The sequence below is a fragment of the Bacillus sp. DX3.1 genome (assembly GCF_030292155.1).
Lineage (GTDB): Bacteria > Bacillota > Bacilli > Bacillales > Bacillaceae_G > Bacillus_A.
The window spans coordinates 598,265-615,115 of the sequence record NZ_CP128153.1 but is presented as its reverse complement, the minus strand read 5'-3'; the positions used below and the strand labels follow the sequence as shown (position 1 = coordinate 615,115).

Annotated in this window: 11 protein-coding genes, 15 tRNA genes and 3 rRNA genes; 2 read left to right on the top strand and 27 right to left on the bottom strand. The window is 41.1% G+C overall.

Annotated elements, in window-relative coordinates:
- Window positions 1-181: 181 nt before the first annotated feature.
- The 21 genes from QRE67_RS03030 to QRE67_RS02930 form a co-directional block, all read right to left on the bottom strand.
- Window positions 182-958 (bottom strand): transglycosylase domain-containing protein, encoded by a 777-nt coding sequence (locus QRE67_RS03030; RefSeq protein ID WP_286123475.1) that lies wholly within the window; start codon window positions 956-958, stop codon window positions 182-184.
- A gap of 1,236 nt (window positions 959-2,194) precedes the next feature.
- On the bottom strand, window positions 2,195-2,785 hold the full coding sequence (locus tag QRE67_RS03025; protein WP_286123474.1) for a DUF6241 domain-containing protein: 591 nt from the start codon (window positions 2,783-2,785) through the stop codon (window positions 2,195-2,197).
- Window positions 2,786-2,989: 204 nt separating this feature from the next.
- A complete protein-coding gene (locus QRE67_RS03020) occupies window positions 2,990-3,451 on the bottom strand; it encodes an NUDIX hydrolase (protein WP_286123473.1) in 462 nt (153 codons plus the stop codon).
- 378 nt (window positions 3,452-3,829) lie between these two features.
- A tRNA-Leu gene (locus tag QRE67_RS03015) sits at window positions 3,830-3,912 on the bottom strand.
- 95 nt (window positions 3,913-4,007) lie between these two features.
- A tRNA-Cys gene (locus QRE67_RS03010) sits at window positions 4,008-4,078 on the bottom strand.
- Window positions 4,079-4,088: 10 nt separating this feature from the next.
- Window positions 4,089-4,163 (bottom strand) — tRNA-Gly (locus QRE67_RS03005).
- 5 nt (window positions 4,164-4,168) lie between these two features.
- Window positions 4,169-4,243 (bottom strand) — tRNA-Gln (locus QRE67_RS03000).
- A gap of 64 nt (window positions 4,244-4,307) precedes the next feature.
- A tRNA-His gene (locus tag QRE67_RS02995) sits at window positions 4,308-4,383 on the bottom strand.
- A gap of 12 nt (window positions 4,384-4,395) precedes the next feature.
- Window positions 4,396-4,469 (bottom strand) — tRNA-Trp (locus tag QRE67_RS02990).
- Window positions 4,470-4,483: 14 nt separating this feature from the next.
- Window positions 4,484-4,567, bottom strand: a tRNA-Tyr gene (locus QRE67_RS02985).
- 10 nt (window positions 4,568-4,577) lie between these two features.
- Window positions 4,578-4,653 (bottom strand) — tRNA-Thr (locus QRE67_RS02980).
- Window positions 4,654-4,669: 16 nt separating this feature from the next.
- Window positions 4,670-4,745 (bottom strand) — tRNA-Phe (locus QRE67_RS02975).
- A 10-nt stretch (window positions 4,746-4,755) separates the two neighbouring features.
- Window positions 4,756-4,831: transfer RNA gene (locus tag QRE67_RS02970), tRNA-Asp, on the bottom strand.
- Between the two features lie 2 nt (window positions 4,832-4,833).
- A tRNA-Met gene (locus QRE67_RS02965) sits at window positions 4,834-4,910 on the bottom strand.
- A 24-nt stretch (window positions 4,911-4,934) separates the two neighbouring features.
- A tRNA-Val gene (locus QRE67_RS02960) sits at window positions 4,935-5,010 on the bottom strand.
- Between the two features lie 4 nt (window positions 5,011-5,014).
- Window positions 5,015-5,089 (bottom strand) — tRNA-Glu (locus QRE67_RS02955).
- A 10-nt stretch (window positions 5,090-5,099) separates the two neighbouring features.
- Window positions 5,100-5,191 (bottom strand) — tRNA-Ser (locus tag QRE67_RS02950).
- Between the two features lie 4 nt (window positions 5,192-5,195).
- Window positions 5,196-5,270 (bottom strand) — tRNA-Asn (locus QRE67_RS02945).
- Window positions 5,271-5,279: 9 nt separating this feature from the next.
- Window positions 5,280-5,395, bottom strand: a 5S ribosomal RNA gene (gene rrf / locus QRE67_RS02940).
- Window positions 5,396-5,496: 101 nt separating this feature from the next.
- Window positions 5,497-8,418 (bottom strand): 23S ribosomal RNA (locus tag QRE67_RS02935).
- Between the two features lie 142 nt (window positions 8,419-8,560).
- Window positions 8,561-10,112 (bottom strand): 16S ribosomal RNA (locus QRE67_RS02930).
- Together the 16S, 23S and 5S rRNA genes with 15 tRNA genes alongside form the textbook arrangement of a ribosomal RNA operon.
- 362 nt (window positions 10,113-10,474) lie before the next feature.
- On the opposite strand from QRE67_RS02930, the gene QRE67_RS02925 reads away from it, so the two are divergent.
- Window positions 10,475-10,831 carry a YgzB family protein gene (locus QRE67_RS02925; protein WP_286123472.1) on the top strand — a complete coding sequence of 119 codons (357 nt, stop codon included), beginning with the start codon at window positions 10,475-10,477 and terminating at the stop codon, window positions 10,829-10,831.
- 74 nt (window positions 10,832-10,905) lie between these two features.
- Here QRE67_RS02925 and perR read toward each other — a convergent pair whose 3' ends face one another.
- The 6 genes from perR to QRE67_RS02895 all read right to left on the bottom strand — a co-directional run bounded on the left by perR (window position 10,906) and on the right by QRE67_RS02895 (window position 15,222).
- A complete protein-coding gene (gene perR / locus QRE67_RS02920; protein WP_286123471.1) occupies window positions 10,906-11,334 on the bottom strand; it encodes a peroxide-responsive transcriptional repressor PerR in 429 nt (142 codons plus the stop codon).
- A 309-nt stretch (window positions 11,335-11,643) separates the two neighbouring features.
- The gene (gene bcp, locus QRE67_RS02915; RefSeq protein WP_286123470.1) at window positions 11,644-12,099 is read right to left on the bottom strand and encodes a thioredoxin-dependent thiol peroxidase; all 456 of its coding nucleotides are present in this window, start codon (window positions 12,097-12,099) and stop codon (window positions 11,644-11,646) included.
- Window positions 12,100-12,144: 45 nt separating this feature from the next.
- Entirely contained in the window at window positions 12,145-12,549 is a 405-nt protein-coding gene (locus tag QRE67_RS02910) for a potassium channel family protein (protein WP_286123469.1), read from the bottom strand.
- Between the two features lie 85 nt (window positions 12,550-12,634).
- The gene (locus QRE67_RS02905; RefSeq protein WP_286123467.1) at window positions 12,635-13,420 is read right to left on the bottom strand and encodes an ABC transporter permease; all 786 of its coding nucleotides are present in this window, start codon (window positions 13,418-13,420) and stop codon (window positions 12,635-12,637) included.
- Window positions 13,421-13,424: 4 nt separating this feature from the next.
- Window positions 13,425-14,216: an ABC transporter permease gene (locus QRE67_RS02900; protein WP_286123465.1), complete on the bottom strand. Its 792-nt coding sequence runs from the start codon at window positions 14,214-14,216 to the stop codon at window positions 13,425-13,427.
- A complete protein-coding gene (locus QRE67_RS02895; protein ID WP_286123464.1) occupies window positions 14,209-15,222 on the bottom strand; it encodes an ABC transporter ATP-binding protein in 1,014 nt (337 codons plus the stop codon). The genes QRE67_RS02900 and QRE67_RS02895 overlap by 8 nt, the downstream gene beginning before the upstream one ends.
- A gap of 143 nt (window positions 15,223-15,365) precedes the next feature.
- Between QRE67_RS02895 and hemL the strand changes: the two genes are divergently transcribed.
- Window positions 15,366-16,661, top strand: coding sequence for a glutamate-1-semialdehyde-2,1-aminomutase (hemL, locus tag QRE67_RS02890; RefSeq protein WP_286123463.1), 1,296 nt, complete (start codon window positions 15,366-15,368; stop codon window positions 16,659-16,661).
- Window positions 16,662-16,851 lie beyond the last annotated feature (190 nt).

Below are 16,851 nucleotides of genomic sequence, written 5' to 3'. Positions count from 1 at the left end.
TCTTTAAATTCATATTCTGTATACATTGTTGTATACATTACACATGATATCAATACTTATATAAGTCACGCAATGAACACGCTCACAAAATCGCCAAAAACATGGAAAATGTGTCAATATTGTGTCTCAATTTTGACTGTTTCATTCATAAAAAAACTAAGTTCCATATGGAACTTAGTTTTTAACTTACAAGCTTTTCACGAGCAACTTTTTGTACTGGGTGCTCCGCTTTAATATCATGACGAATCACTAATTTTTCACTTGTTGCTTGTACATATTCAGCATGGCTAATATAGCCTTCTCTCTCCATCAATTTTAAAACGACATTCCGTCTCTCTACCGCTTTATCATAATTCTGAACAGGTGAATAATAGGAAGGGGCTTTTACAATAGCAGCCATCATTGCACTTTCACTTAGTGTTAATTGATTCACCTCTTTACCAAAGTATAACTGCGCTGCTTTCTCAATCCCCCATGCACCTTCTCCATAATAAATATTGCTCACATATAATTTTAAAATTTCATTTTTTGTATATGTGCGTTCAATTTTTTTTGTATAAAAAATTTCTTTCCATTTACGAGAAAATGTACGTTCATTTGATAAAAAAGCATTTTTAGAAAGCTGCTGTGTAATTGTACTTCCACCTTGTACAACGCCACCAGCTTTTATATTTTCAATTGAAGCCCGAACAATTGCTATATAGTCTAAACCGTCATGATGATAAAATCGTTTATCTTCTGTCGCAATAAATGCGTGAGCTAATGACTCTGGCACCTCAAATTTAGCAGGTACATGTAACTTGCTAATATTACTTCGTTCAACCATTGCATTTCCGATAAATAATAATGTACAACTTAATAATAATAATAAAATGATAGCTTTATAAAGAAACTTTGCAATTGGATTGAATGAAACTCGTTGATGATAGTTTACTCTAGACAGTACTCGTTCTTTCATCGTGCACACCTCTTTTCTTTACAGCATGTATGGTTCTTATCTTAAAAATACCTTTAATGTGCGGAAGATCCCATCGATTTCTCTTACACCTACCTTACATTGTTGTAAGGTATAAAATACATATTCTATATATATCTATTTTAATTTTTCGACATATAAGCCGCGGCTATGGATAACAAAAGGTGACCTGCACTCGTTTTCTCTCTTTGTTTTCACTTGGTATGGGGCAGGAAAAGGATCTGACCGCTTCTATGCATGAACGGATGCTCTCTCCCACCTAAAAAGAAGGGTTTTATGTGTCGGTTTTTTAATTTGTATTTATATAGCACAAACTCCTACTCATTCAAAAACGTCAATATAATGTATCTATTCTTCTATTATATCACTTTGGATTTTCTTGACCTTTAAGTGCTTTCTATATAAATCCATTTTGATTTTTCGACATATAGCCGCGGCTATGGATAACAAAAGGTGGCCTGTACTCATTTTCTCTCCTTGTTTTCACTTGGCATGGGTTAGGAAAAGGATCTGACCGCTTCTATGCATGGCCGGATGCTCTCTCCTACCTAAAAAGAAGAGTTTTATGTAGGTTTTTTAATTTGTATTTATATAACATAATACAAACTTTTCCCTTACCAAAATATCTTAAAGGTTGAAATAACAATTTTTACTCTCCATTAGAACAATATAGATATCATACCAAACGAACGTTCCTTTTATCAACATATAAAATCTCTCTACCTGTAATTCAATAGGGGCTGATGACCCAATACAGTGGATAATCACCTATTTTCTCTATTCTCCTAGCCTATCCGTTCTAACAGCATATTAGACGTCCCTGCGTCCACACACTATACATAAAGTAAAACTTTGATCAGTGGGGGATTACTGCCCGCAAATAGCGGGATAAAAAGGACGAATTGTTTGATTCGGGATCAAACAACTCGTCCTTAATGAATACAAAAAAATACATCTTCATTATTCTCAATATCTACTATATAAATCCATTTTGGATTTTTCGACATATAAGCCACGGCTATAGATAACAAAAGGTGACCTGCACTCGTTTTCTCTCTTTGTTTTCACTGTGTCTGGGCAGGAAAAGGATCTGACCACTTCTATGCATGGTCGGATGCTCTCTCCCACCTAAAAAGAGGGGTTGTATGTCAGTTTTTTAATTTGTATTTATATAAGTTCATTTTGCTTCACTTTCTACTTCTTTACTAAGTTATTTCATTATTTAGCTGAAAGATCACCAGATTTAACTAACTTCCCAGTCATTTCCTCACCAAAGTTATTAATGGCGAAAGTTCTTTCTTCTGAAGTATTCAGCATACCATACGCTTTTCCGATTGTTCCTCCATCAAAAGTCCAAAAGAAATTATGGTCATCTGATATTTGACTAAAATCACGATTCTTCCATCTTTCAGCAATTTGTAATAATCTATCTTTCTCCTTGAATGAGCTTTGAGCGACGATATTATATATGAGATCTGTACCTTGCTTAGTCATTGGAATTGCGCCCCACTTTTCTTGTGCACGTACTTTTTGATGAGTCATTTTATGCATAGCTGCTATAACTGCCGATTCGGGTGAGCTGTTATCAATATCTAATTGTAAATCAACACCTTCAATCTGTGCCGTATTTTCTTGTGAATCTTTTTCCTCCAATACTGGTTCTTCTTTTTTTTCTTTTACTGCTTCAGAGGAAACAGATTCTTTCTCCACGCTTATAGTAGATGTAGCCGTTAATCCATAAAATATTCCAAATCCTACAAGAGCTAAACCAGCAATTGAGCCCACCCAGTACAATAACTTTTTTTTCATAATCTCTCCTCCTGTTTTTAATTTTTTAAATATTATGTATAAGACATATTATAACAGGAAATTTATGATTAATTTTCAAATAATAGTTATAACTAAACCTTACTCTCAAAGTATGTGGTGTTGAAAACAGCAGAATAAATGTTAAAAGCTATTCAATAAGGAACTAAAATAAAATATACACACACCAAAAAACTTTACTTCTTTTTATAATCTTACTATCAAATTATAAGGATCTACTTTCCAAGTTTCATATGGGGTAAAATACTTTGCTTTCATAGCATCCAGTGTCCTCGACTTCATATGAGGGCGTGTTATATACTCGTCAATATTACTTTCATTTAATGCAACAAATTTTGCTTCCTTTATTTCTTCAGGTGGTGTTTTTATTTTTCCACTAACATACTCCACCTTAAATACAACTACTAGAATATGCTTTGATGCATTATAATAAACACCTGTTATTCCAATAGGTTCTACAATAAGACCTGTTTCTTCAAGTACTTCTCTACAGACTGCCTGATCAAGTGCTTCTCCCTCTTCTACCTGTCCACCAGGCATTTCCCATGTATCAGCTCTCCACTGAACCTGTGTTAAAAGAACTTCATTATTTTCGTTCGTGATATAAGCAGAAACTGCAATAATATGTTTAGGTGGTGTATGTCCCATCTTTCATCCTCCAGAGAATATCAATAACATTTAAATTATAATATATATTAATGTTCTTCAGACACTATAAAATCCCTTTTATATAAATCCATTTTGATTTTTCGACATATAAGCCGCGGCTATGGATAACAAAAGGTGACCCGCACTCGTTTTCTCTCTTTGTTTTCACTACGTCTGGGCAGGAAAAGGATCTGACCGCTTCTATGCATGGTCGGATGCTCTCTTCCACCTAAAAAGAAGGGGTTTATGTCGGTTTTTTAATTTGTATTTATATAGTATATGAATTTCCACCTCATTAATCACAAGTTAACCAGAAGTAATATATAAGCAAATAAAACAAGACCTCGTATAATTAAATACGAAGCCTTGTTTACTAGATACCTGAGGTGGGGGTCGAACCCACACGCCCGTGAAGGCACCGGATTTTGAGTCCGGCGTGTCTGCCATTCCACCACTCAGGCAAAATATAAAAAAATTCGACATAACGAACTTAGTATTGCACTACTCTTTTAAGTTGTACTCGTCTACTAATTTCACTATATCTAGATAACAAAAAAGGCGGCAACCGGATTCGAACCGGTGGTAAAGGTTTTGCAGACCTCTGCCTTACCACTTGGCTATGCCGCCGTATTAAACTTGGAGCGGAAGACGGGATTCGAACCCGCGACCCCAACCTTGGCAAGGTTGTATTCTACCACTGAACTACTTCCGCAAGAATGGCTGGGCTAGCTGGATTCGAACCAGCGCATGACGGAGTCAAAGTCCGTTGCCTTACCGCTTGGCTATAGCCCACCGAAGTTTTAATACATTGTATGTGTGTAACCATTATTTTATTTGTAAATGTTTAAAATAAAAATGGGGCGACTGATGGGAATCGAACCCACGAATGCCGGAGCCACAATCCGGTGCGTTAACCACTTCGCCACAACCGCCATGTTGTGTTTTGGCAGGGGCAGTAGGAATTGAACCCACACTGGAGGTTTTGGAGACCTCTGTTCTACCTTTAAACTATGCCCCTATATAAAATGTAAATGGTGGAGGGGGGCAGATTCGAACTGCCGAACCCGAAGGAGCGGATTTACAGTCCGCCGCGTTTAGCCACTTCGCTACCCCTCCGAAACTTACATGGTGCCGGCTAGAGGACTTGAACCCCCAACCTACTGATTACAAGTCAGTTGCTCTACCAATTGAGCTAAGCCGGCATATTCATTTTTAAAATGGTGGCTCGGGACGGAATCGAACCGCCGACACGAGGATTTTCAGTCCTCTGCTCTACCGACTGAGCTACCGAGCCAAAAAATAAATGGCGGTCCCGACCGGGGTCGAACCGGCGATCTCCTGCGTGACAGGCAGGCATGTTAACCACTACACCACGGGACCATTGGTTGCGGGGACAGGATTTGAACCTGCGACCTTCGGGTTATGAGCCCGACGAGCTACCAGACTGCTCCACCCCGCGACGTTACTATTCATATATTTTATATGGTGGAGGATGACGGGATCGAACCGCCGACCCCCTGCTTGTAAGGCAGGTGCTCTCCCAGCTGAGCTAATCCTCCGAAGTGGTGACCCGTACGGGATTCGAACCCGTGTTACCGCCGTGAAAGGGCGGTGTCTTAACCACTTGACCAACGGGCCAAAAATGTTATGGCGGAGAGCAAGGGATTCGAACCCTTGATACGCTTATGACGTATACACGATTTCCAATCGTGCTCCTTCGGCCAACTCGGACAGCTCTCCATCATGGCTCCGCAGGTAGGAATCGAACCTACGACCGATCGGTTAACAGCCGATAGCTCTACCGCTGAGCTACTGCGGAATAATGTTAGCCTGGCAACGTCCTACTCTCACAGGGACAAGGTCCCAACTACCATCGGCGCTAGAGAGCTTAACTTCCGTGTTCGGTATGGGAACGGGTGTGACCTCTCTGCCATCATTACCAGACTATATTCATTTGAGACAATCATTATTATACCTGATTGATTTAAAAAGTCAACAAGTTTTTTTATATTCTCTCAAAACTAGATAACATTGCTTCATATTATATGGTTAAGTCCTCGATCTATTAGTATTCGTCAGCTCCACATGTCACCATGCTTCCACCTCGAACCTATCAACCTGATCATCTTTCAGGGATCTTACTAGCTTACGCTATGGGAAATCTCATCTTGAGGGGGGCTTCATGCTTAGATGCTTTCAGCACTTATCCCTTCCGCACATAGCTACCCAGCTATGCCCTTGGCAGAACAACTGGTACACCAGCGGTGCGTCCATCCCGGTCCTCTCGTACTAAGGACAGCTCCTCTCAAATTTCCTGCGCCCACGACGGATAGGGACCGAACTGTCTCACGACGTTCTGAACCCAGCTCGCGTACCGCTTTAATGGGCGAACAGCCCAACCCTTGGGACCGACTACAGCCCCAGGATGCGATGAGCCGACATCGAGGTGCCAAACCTCCCCGTCGATGTGGACTCTTGGGGGAGATAAGCCTGTTATCCCCGGGGTAGCTTTTATCCGTTGAGCGATGGCCCTTCCATGCGGAACCACCGGATCACTAAGCCCGACTTTCGTCCCTGCTCGACTTGTAGGTCTCGCAGTCAAGCTCCCTTATGCCTTTGCACTCTACGAATGATTTCCAACCATTCTGAGGGAACCTTTGGGCGCCTCCGTTACACTTTAGGAGGCGACCGCCCCAGTCAAACTGCCCACCTGACACTGTCTCCCGGGTCGATGAGACCCGTAGGTTAGAATTTCAATACAGTCAGGGCGGTATCCCACCAGCGCCTCCACCGAAGCTAGCGCTCCGGTTTCAATGGCTCCCGCCTATCCTGTACAAACTGTACCAAAATTCAATATCAGGCTACAGTAAAGCTCCACGGGGTCTTTCCGTCCTGTCGCGGGTAACCTGCATCTTCACAGGTACTATAATTTCACCGAGTCTCTGGTTGAGACAGTGCCCAAATCGTTACACCTTTCGTGCGGGTCGGAACTTACCCGACAAGGAATTTCGCTACCTTAGGACCGTTATAGTTACGGCCGCCGTTTACTGGGGCTTCAGTTCAGAGCTTCGCTTGCGCTAACCCCTCTCCTTAACCTTCCAGCACCGGGCAGGTGTCAGCCCCTATACTTCGCCTTACGGCTTCGCAGAGACCTGTGTTTTTGCTAAACAGTCGCTTGGGCCTATTCACTGCGGCTTTCCGTTAAGAAAGCACCCCTTCTCCCGAAGTTACGGGGTCATTTTGCCGAGTTCCTTAACCAGAGTTCTCTCGCACACCTTAGGATTCTCTCCTCGCCTACCTGTGTCGGTTTGCGGTACAGGCACCTTTTATCTCGCTAGAAGCTTTTCTTGGCAGCGGGGAATCAAAGACTTCGCTCCATAAGGAGCTTCCCCATCACAGCTCAGCCTTCACGATAAGCGGATTTGCCTACTTATCAGCCTAACTGCTTGGACGTGCACAACCAATCGCACGCTTCTTCTATCCTTCTGCGTCCCTCCATTGCTCAAACGATAAAGAGGTGGTACAGGAATATCAACCTGTTGTCCATCGCCTACGCCTGTCGGCCTCGGCTTAGGTCCTGACTAACCCTGAGCGGACGAGCCTTCCTCAGGAAACCTTAGGCATTCGGTGGACGGGATTCTCACCCGTCTTTCGCTACTCATACCGGCATTCTCACTTCTAAGCGCTCCACCAGTCCTTACGGTCTGACTTCACTGCCCTTAGAACGCTCCCCTACCACTGATACCATAGGTATCAATCCGCAGCTTCGGTGGTGTATTTAGCCCCGGTACATTTTCGGCGCAGAGTCACTCGACTAGTGAGCTATTACGCACTCTTTAAATGGTGGCTGCTTCTAAGCCAACATCCTAGTTGTCTAAGCAACTCCACATCCTTTTCCACTTAATACACACTTTGGGACCTTAGCTGGCGGTCTGGGCTGTTTCCCTTTTGACTACGGATCTTATCACTCGCAGTCTGACTCCTAAGGATAAGTCATTGGCATTCGGAGTTTGACTGAATTCGGTAATCCGATGAGGACCCCTAGTTCAATCAGTGCTCTACCTCCAAGACTCTTACACTTAAGGCTAGCCCTAAAGCTATTTCGGGGAGAACCAGCTATCTCCAGGTTCGATTGGAATTTCTCCGCTACCCACACCTCATCCCCGCACTTTTCAACGTGCGTGGGTTCGGGCCTCCATTCAGTGTTACCTGAACTTCACCCTGGACATGGGTAGATCACCTGGTTTCGGGTCTACGACCACGTACTAAACGCCCTATTCAGACTCGCTTTCGCTACGGCTCCGCCTCTTCAGCTTAACCTCGCACGGGATCGTAACTCGCCGGTTCATTCTACAAAAGGCACGCCATCACCCATTAACGGGCTCTGACTATTTGTAGGCACACGGTTTCAGGATCTCTTTCACTCCCCTTCCGGGGTGCTTTTCACCTTTCCCTCACGGTACTGGTTCACTATCGATCACTAGGTAGTATTTAGCCTTGGGAGATGGTCCTCCCAGATTCCGACGGAATTTCACGTGTTCCGCCGTACTCAGGATACATTCAAGAGGGAACGAAGTTTCGACTACAGGGTTGTTACCTTCTATGACGAGCCTTTCCAGGCTGCTTCGTCTACCCCGTTCCTTTGTAACTCCGTATAGAATGTCCTACAACCCCAAGAGGCAAGCCTCTTGGTTTGGGCTAGATTCCGTTTCGCTCGCCGCTACTCAGGAAATCGCATTTGCTTTCTCTTCCTCCAGGTACTTAGATGTTTCAGTTCCCTGGGTCTGTCTTCCATACCCTATGTATTCAGGTAAGGATACCATACCATTACGTATAGTGGGTTTCCCCATTCGGAAATCTTCGGATCAAAGCTTACTTACAGCTCCCCGAAGCATATCGGCGTTAGTCCCGTCCTTCATCGACTCCTAGTGTCAAGGCATCCACCGTGCGCCCTTTCTAACTTAACCAAAATTAATTAAAAAAATATGAGCTACACTGTTATCTAGTTTTCAAAGAACATACATTTCGAGAGATTTAGTTCTCTCAAAACTGAACGAAACGAAACAAGTCAACGTATATTGATGAACTGCGTTCATCAATTCTCCATAGAAAGGAGGTGATCCAGCCGCACCTTCCGATACGGCTACCTTGTTACGACTTCACCCCAATCATCTGTCCCACCTTAGGCGGCTGGCTCCATAAAGGTTACCCCACCGACTTCGGGTGTTACAAACTCTCGTGGTGTGACGGGCGGTGTGTACAAGGCCCGGGAACGTATTCACCGCGGCATGCTGATCCGCGATTACTAGCGATTCCAGCTTCATGTAGGCGAGTTGCAGCCTACAATCCGAACTGAGAACGGTTTTATGAGATTAGCTCCACCTCGCGGTCTTGCAGCTCTTTGTACCGTCCATTGTAGCACGTGTGTAGCCCAGGTCATAAGGGGCATGATGATTTGACGTCATCCCCACCTTCCTCCGGTTTGTCACCGGCAGTCACCTTAGAGTGCCCAACTAAATGCTGGCAACTAAGATCAAGGGTTGCGCTCGTTGCGGGACTTAACCCAACATCTCACGACACGAGCTGACGACAACCATGCACCACCTGTCACTTTGCCCCCGAAGGGGAAGCCCTATCTCTAGGGTTTTCAAAGGATGTCAAGACCTGGTAAGGTTCTTCGCGTTGCTTCGAATTAAACCACATGCTCCACCGCTTGTGCGGGCCCCCGTCAATTCCTTTGAGTTTCAGCCTTGCGGCCGTACTCCCCAGGCGGAGTGCTTAATGCGTTAACTTCAGCACTAAAGGGCGGAAACCCTCTAACACTTAGCACTCATCGTTTACGGCGTGGACTACCAGGGTATCTAATCCTGTTTGCTCCCCACGCTTTCGCGCCTCAGTGTCAGTTACAGACCAGAAAGTCGCCTTCGCCACTGGTGTTCCTCCATATCTCTACGCATTTCACCGCTACACATGGAATTCCACTTTCCTCTTCTGCACTCAAGTCTCCCAGTTTCCAATGACCCTCCACGGTTGAGCCGTGGGCTTTCACATCAGACTTAAGAAACCACCTGCGCGCGCTTTACGCCCAATAATTCCGGATAACGCTTGCCACCTACGTATTACCGCGGCTGCTGGCACGTAGTTAGCCGTGGCTTTCTGGTTAGGTACCGTCAAGGTGCCAGCTTATTCAACTAGCACTTGTTCTTCCCTAACAACAGAGTTTTACGACCCGAAAGCCTTCATCACTCACGCGGCGTTGCTCCGTCAGACTTTCGTCCATTGCGGAAGATTCCCTACTGCTGCCTCCCGTAGGAGTCTGGGCCGTGTCTCAGTCCCAGTGTGGCCGATCACCCTCTCAGGTCGGCTACGCATCGTTGCCTTGGTGAGCCGTTACCTCACCAACTAGCTAATGCGACGCAGGTCCATCTACAAGTGACAGCCGAAGCCGCCTTTCAATTTCGCACCATGCAGTGCAAAATGTTATCCGGTATTAGCCCCGGTTTCCCGGAGTTATCCCAGTCTTGTAGGCAGGTTACCCACGTGTTACTCACCCGTCCGCCGCTAACTTCATAAGAGCAAGCTCTTAATCCATTCGCTCGACTTGCATGTATTAGGCACGCCGCCAGCGTTCATCCTGAGCCAGGATCAAACTCTCCAATAAAGTTAGTTTGTCTAGCATCATAAAAATAAAAATTGACGTTGCACGTTGTTTGTTTCGTTCAGTTTTCAAAGAACTTGTTTGCCGCTCGATTGGCGACTTCCTTATGTTAACATCTTCGTTTTTTGATGTCAACTAAGTTTTTCATTTTGTTTTTCGCTTTCTGCTTTCTGTTGTTTCGCATCAGCGACGGTTATTAATATATCATGCTGAATGTATAGGGTCAATACTTTTTATAAAAAAATTTCACATCTCATTTTACTTCTTCACACTTCTCATTTCTACAATTTCAATATAGTACCTTTCTTTTTTAACCAAAGATTCTAAATTTTATGTTATATTGTTGCTATAGGAGCGTGATGGGAATGGGGATTAAGTATTCTAACAAGATCAATAAAATTCGAACCTTTGCATTAAGTTTAGTATTTATCGGCCTCTTCATTGCATACTTAGGCGTATTTTTCCGTGAGAATATTATTATCATGACAACTTTTATGATGGTTGGCTTTTTAGCTGTTATCGCTAGTACAGTTGTCTACTTTTGGATTGGAATGTTATCTACAAAAACCGTACAAATTATTTGTCCAAGCTGTAATAAACCAACCAAAATACTTGGACGCGTAGATGCATGTATGCATTGTAATCAGCCATTAACGCTTGATCGAAATTTAGAAGGAAAAGAGTTTGATGAGAAGTATAATAGAAAAAATTACAAAGCTTAAACAGGACATGTACCATTTCCATATAATAAAGAAAGAGGCTGATGAAAATCATCAGCCTCTTTCTTTATTATATATTACGCCTTATGACATTCTGGACATACACCATAAATCTCTAAACGATGACTATTAATAACAAAGCCCGTTGTTTTCGCAGCTTCATCTTCAATTTTTTCCAAACCTACATAAGGAAAATCAACAATCTTACCACAGTCTTCACAAATCACATGGTAATGTTGACTTGTAACATAATCAAATCTACTTGAAGCGTCTCCGTAAGTTAATTCCTTTACAAGCTCGACTTCTTTAAATACACGTAGGTTATTATAGACAGTCGCAACGCTCATATTTGGAAACTTACCTTCTAACGCTTTATAAATTTCATCCGCTGTTGGGTGCGTCATAGATTCCACAAGGTACTCTAAAATAGCATGACGCTGTGGAGTTATACGTACACCCGTATTTTTCAGCATTTCTAGCGCTTCTTTTAATTCTTCTTTGACCACCGTCATGCCCCCCGATTCTATACGGATTATTATTTTATAATTCTTATAAAGAGTGTACTCCTTTTCTTTTCAATCGTCAATATTTCTCCTATAACTATGTGGTTTATTTTCGGATCATACTTATTCTTATGTAAACTCGTCCCCTGTTTATACATTTGCACATAAAAAAAGTGCGAAAACTCGCACTTAAAATACTATCACCTGAGGAGGTATGCCCTACCCTTTTAATATATGGAACGTCAGCAAAAGAGTATAGGCATATGCCTCATACTCCATCATTATTCTTTTTATCCCTTTCGAACAGGTATCTTATTTTATATAAGAAAGAATTTCCTCTACATGACCTTTTACCTTCACTTTACGCCACTCTTTTACAAGCTCGCCGTCTTTATTAATAAGGAATGTAGAGCGCTCGATTCCCATATACTCTTTTCCAAAGTTTTTCTTTAGTTTCCAAACATCATATAGTTCTGCCACTTTATGATCTTCATCCACTAAAAGTACAAATGGTAAATCGTGCTTTTCAATAAATTTTAAATGTCTATTTACTAGGTCTGGACTTATCCCAAAAATAACCGTATCTTTCTCTTGGAACAACCCGTACGCGTCACGAAAATCACATGCTTCTGTCGTACATCCTGGTGTCATATCTTTCGGATAAAAATACAATACAACATGTTTGCCGTGAAAATCGGACAATTTGATTTGCTCTCCATTACTTCCTTCTAGTGTAAAATCTGGTGCCATTTCTCCTACTGCGACCATTTTTATCACTCCTTACCTTTTCCTTCTACTATAACAAATGTTCCCTTATTTTTCATTTTCCATTACCGTTCGAACCACAAAAGCAAACGGTAATGTATATCCAATCAATGCTTCAACAATTGCAATCCAGCGCCCAATTCCAATCGGGGTTACATCTCCATATCCAACTGATAATAATGTTACTGCACTAAAGTATAGGCATACTTCTACAAGATGAAAAGAACGAACCGTTAGCTCTTCTCCATCTTCTCTTAACACAACTAAACCCGTTTCTTCTAACACAACATAACTTAATCCAAATGCAATAAGTACCGTTGTATAAATAAGAAATAGCGAAGCTAAATTATAGAATGAAAAGAAACGCTTTGATTCCACAGCTGAGTTCCATAACAATTGAATGCTTCTTAAAACAGCAATCGCTGCAATTAATAAAATAAGTCCCCACAACATGTCCCCCACCTCATCTTATATGTATGAGGACAAAGGCCTATTTATCCCAAAGTTACCGGGCAATATATAGGATGTTAACCCTTCATTAATTCCCCGCACCGCGGTACTTTTTCACGCCTACATTCCAAAGCGTTAATGCAATCGTAAAACAAATCACACCAACGACTGGTGTCGCAAATGCATAACTGTTCCATTCTGTTTTTCTAAGAAAATAAGCAGCAGGATATACACCAACAAAGGCAAACGGTAATACAAATGTTAAAATAAAGCGAATGACACGATTATAAATATTTACTGGATAACGCCCGTAATTCCCAATGTTGTACATGAGTGGCATAATGGAACTTTTCGCATCTGACCAAAAACCAATACTTGCGAGTGTTATAAAGATTCCTCCATATACAAGTGCCCCGCCAGCTACCATCAATATGAATAGAAAGAAATCGTACCAATAAAAGGATAACTGTAATTGCACCGCTGCATATCCCATTACAACGATCCCTGTCACTGCACCAATTAAAGATTCCAGTTCCATACGCTCTAATATAATTTGAAACAGACTATGAATCGGTCTCGTTAAAACGCGATCCATCTCTCCTTTAATAATGTAACGATCATTAAAATCCCATATATTAAAGAACGCAGAGAAAATAGCAAACGGAACTAAGAAAAAGCCATATATAAAAATAACCTCTTCTCTACTCCAACCTTTCAATGCTTGTGTATGCCCAAAAACAACAAGAATAAAAATTAAGTTTACAGCTTGTAGCAGTAAATCAGATAATAACCCGATGATAAAATCGCCGCGATATTCTAATTTTGTTTTTATATATTGGCTTGCATACTGTAAAAACAGCTTTATATATAACATCTCATTATCCCCCTTGTACAATCAATCGTTTTCTTGCTGTTTTCCACATAAGTACAATTGGAATAATAAGGACTACTGACCAAATCATTTGAAATAATAAAGCCTGATACAATGCACTCCCTTGTATCCCTTCTGAGAAAATCATACTTGGAATGTAGCTGATTGCTTGAAACGGCAAGAACACCATTGCTTTTTGTGCCCATAGAGGATAGAAACTAATCGGTAACAATAATCCTGAAAATAAATCAATGACAACGCGCTTTGCATACATAATTCCACTATTGTTAAATAAGAAAAATGTAAGCATCCCCGTCATTAAATTAATTTGTGTATTAATGATAAAACTAAAGACTAACGATAGGAAAAAATAAAGCCATGTTTGAAAGTTTGTTGTAATTTGTAATGAAAATAGAAGCGTAACGATAACCATACCTGGAATAGAAAAGAAGGCGAAGCGAAATATCCCTTCTCCAAGTCCTTGCATTACTTTCATTCCTAAGTAGTTGTATGGACGGATTAATTCAACCGCTACACGTCCCTCCTGAATTTCCATCGCAATTTCTCTGTCGATATTATTAAAATAAAAAGCACGAGCCATCCATGCAATTGCAATATATGTTGTCATTTGAGAAATCGATAAGCTTTCAATATTCTCTTTTCCGCTATAAATTGCTTGCCATAGAAAATAATAAGCTCCGATGTTAATTGTATAAATTAAGATTCCGCTGTAATAATTCGTTCGGTAGGCAAGCATCATTAAAAACCGAATACGAATCATTTCGATGTACTTACCCATGAATCATACCCTCTTCATAAATGTTGCGAATAATTTCTTCTGTTGATACTTCGTTAATTTTTAAGTCTTTAATTTGAAAAGCTTGGACTACTTTTGAAATAAGCATTGAAATGATAACTTCTTCGTTCGGGATTTTCGCAATCCATGTATTCTCTTCTTTCCCCTGTGACCAAGCTACGTTATTATCCGGCATCACCATTGATATCTGCTGATAGGAGACTGGTGCTATAAATTGAAAATGTATTTCTTTTTCTGTTCCCCACTGTGAACGAAGTTTTTCTAATGAGCCATCATACATAATATTTCCTTCATCCAGCATAATGACGCGCTCACATAACGCTTCAATATCTGTAATATCATGTGTCGTTAATAAAATTGTTGTTTTATAACGCTCATTCATTTCTTTTAGAAATTCACGGATTTTCAATTTTACAAGGACATCTAGTCCAATTGTTGGTTCATCTAAAAACAGTAACGGTGGATTATGAATTAATGCCGCTGCTAATTCACAACGCATCCGTTGGCCGAGCGATAATTTACGCACTGGTTTATCTAACAAGGGACCAATATCTAGCGTTTCGATGACATGCTCCATATGTTCTTTATACTGCCTATCCGATACACCGTATACTTTCTTTAATAAACGAAATGACTCTTGTACCGCAATATCCCACCAAAGCTGTGAACGCTGACCAAATACAACACCAATTGTTCTTACAAATTCTTCTCGTTGTTTATGCGGATTCATACCATTTACTGTAATCTGACCGGACGTTGGTGTTAAAATCCCAGTTAACATTTTGATCGTAGTCGATTTACCAGCACCATTTTCACCAATGTAACCAACCATTTCACCTTGTTTCACAGTAAACGAAACATCATTTACTGCTGGCACAATTTTATAATTACGATTTAATAAATCACGAAAAGCTCCTTTTAAGCCTGAACGGCTTGAGTATGATGTAAACTCTTTACGCAATCCTTTTACCTCAATAACCGAATTCATAATCGGCCTCCTTCCTAAATACCACAACGAATAGTTTACCCAACTGCCATTCCTATCACAAACAATACGTCTTTTTGAACACGCACTCTTTGTGAAAAACATGTTAGAATAATAGATAGATTTTTGTAAGGAGATGAATTGTAGTGAATTTCACAAAATCAGAAGCATTACATAAAGAAGCATTAGAACATATCGTTGGTGGTGTAAACAGTCCTTCTCGTTCTTTCAAAGCAGTTGGTGGCGGTTCACCTGTTGCAATGGAACGCGGGAAAGGTGCTTATTTCTGGGATGTAGATGGTAACAAATATATCGATTATTTAGCAGCATATGGCCCAATCATTACAGGGCATGCTCACCCTCATGTAACAGAAGCAATCAAAACAGCTGCTGAAAATGGTGTATTATACGGAACACCAACAGCACTAGAAGTAAAATTTGCAAAAATGTTAAAAGAGGCAATGCCTGCATTAGATAAAGTTCGTTTCGTGAACTCTGGTACTGAATCTGTTATGACAACAATTCGTGTGGCTCGTGCTTATACAGGTCGCACAAAAATTATGAAATTTGCTGGTTGCTACCATGGCCATTCTGACTTAGTACTTGTAGCAGCTGGTTCTGGTCCTTCTACACTTGGTACTCCAGATTCTGCTGGTGTACCGCAAAGCATCGCTCAAGAAGTAATTACAGTTCCATTTAATAATGTAGAAACATTAAAAGAAGCATTAGATAAATGGGGACATGAAGTAGCTGCCATTCTTGTAGAACCAATCGTTGGGAACTTCGGAATTGTAGAGCCGAAACCTGGCTTCCTTGAAAAAGTAAACGAACTTGTTCACAAGGCTGGCGCATTAGTCATTTATGATGAAGTGATTACAGCTTTCCGCTTTATGTATGGTGGTGCTCAAGACTTACTTGGTGTAACACCTGACTTAACAGCGCTTGGTAAAGTAATCGGCGGCGGTCTTCCAATCGGTGCATACGGTGGTAAGAAAGAAATTATGGAACAAGTTGCTCCGCTCGGACCTGCTTACCAAGCTGGTACAATGGCTGGAAACCCAGCTTCTATGGCAGCAGGTATTGCATGCTTAGAAGTACTGCAACAAGAAGGTTTATATGAAAAATTAGATGAGCTTGGCGCAATGCTTGAAAAAGGTATTCTAGAGCAAGCTGAAAAACATAACATCGACATTACAATAAATCGCCTAAAAGGTGCATTAACGGTCTACTTTACAACAGATACAATAGACGATTATGATACTGCAAAAAATACAGACGGTGAGATGTTTGGTAAGTTCTTCAAGCTTATGCTTCATGAAGGAATCAACTTAGCTCCATCTAAATACGAAGCATGGTTCTTAACAACAGAGCATACAAAAGAAGATATCGAATATACAATTGAAGCTGTTGGCAGAGCGTTTGCTGCCTTAGCAAACGCATAAAAAAATACATGCTAAAAAGAAAAAAATAGAGGTCATCCTCTATTTTTTTCTTTTTTCTATTTCATAAATTGCACATTAATAGTATAATTATTCATAATTATTCGCTTTTTTAACGTTCGCATTTGTTGTTTCATTGTCTACAAGGCAATTTACGTCTTGAATAGTTAGATTATTGCTAATTTTATATCAG